Annotated in this window: 1 protein-coding gene; it reads left to right on the top strand. The window is 76.5% G+C overall.

Annotation, left to right across the window (positions count from 1 at the left end):
• Positions 1–51: 51 nt before the first annotated feature.
• The coding region (locus JMF97_RS30900) for an acetylxylan esterase (protein ID WP_307817156.1) at positions 52–442 on the top strand (391 nt) is incomplete at its 3' end.

The following is a 442-nucleotide window of genomic DNA, read 5'->3' as shown; positions in this document are numbered from 1 at the left end:
ATGGCCCTGGGCCAGCTGCCCCGGACACAAGGGGGGCAGGAGGTGCGCACGGTGGCCGGGCCGGAGGGCGTCGACGACTACTGGCGCAGCACCGTGGGCGCGGGAGGGGCGGTGCCGGTGCTGCTCGACGTCCGTCCCGAGCCGACCGATCTGCGCCTGCTCGACACCTGGGACGTGACCTTCGCCGGGTTCGCCGGCGACCCGGTCCGCGCCTGGTACACCCGGCCGGCCGGGGTGGACGAGCCGCTACCGGTGGTGATCGAGTACATCGGCTACGGGCGCGGTCGGGGCACCCCGCACGAGCGGCTGACCTGGCCCGTCGCCGGGTACGCCCACCTGCTCATGCACGCCCGGGGGCAGTCCGGCCAGTACGGCGTCGTCCACACGGCCGACCCGCCCGGCAGCGCCCCCGGTCGTCCGGCGCCGGTTACCCCGGGCCAGC

The organism is Micromonospora fiedleri (assembly GCF_016774385.1).
In the GTDB taxonomy this organism is placed as follows: domain Bacteria; phylum Actinomycetota; class Actinomycetes; order Mycobacteriales; family Micromonosporaceae; genus Micromonospora; species Micromonospora gifhornensis.
The sequence above is the reverse complement of the archived record's forward strand: the minus strand, read 5'-3'. Positions and strand labels throughout refer to the sequence as shown.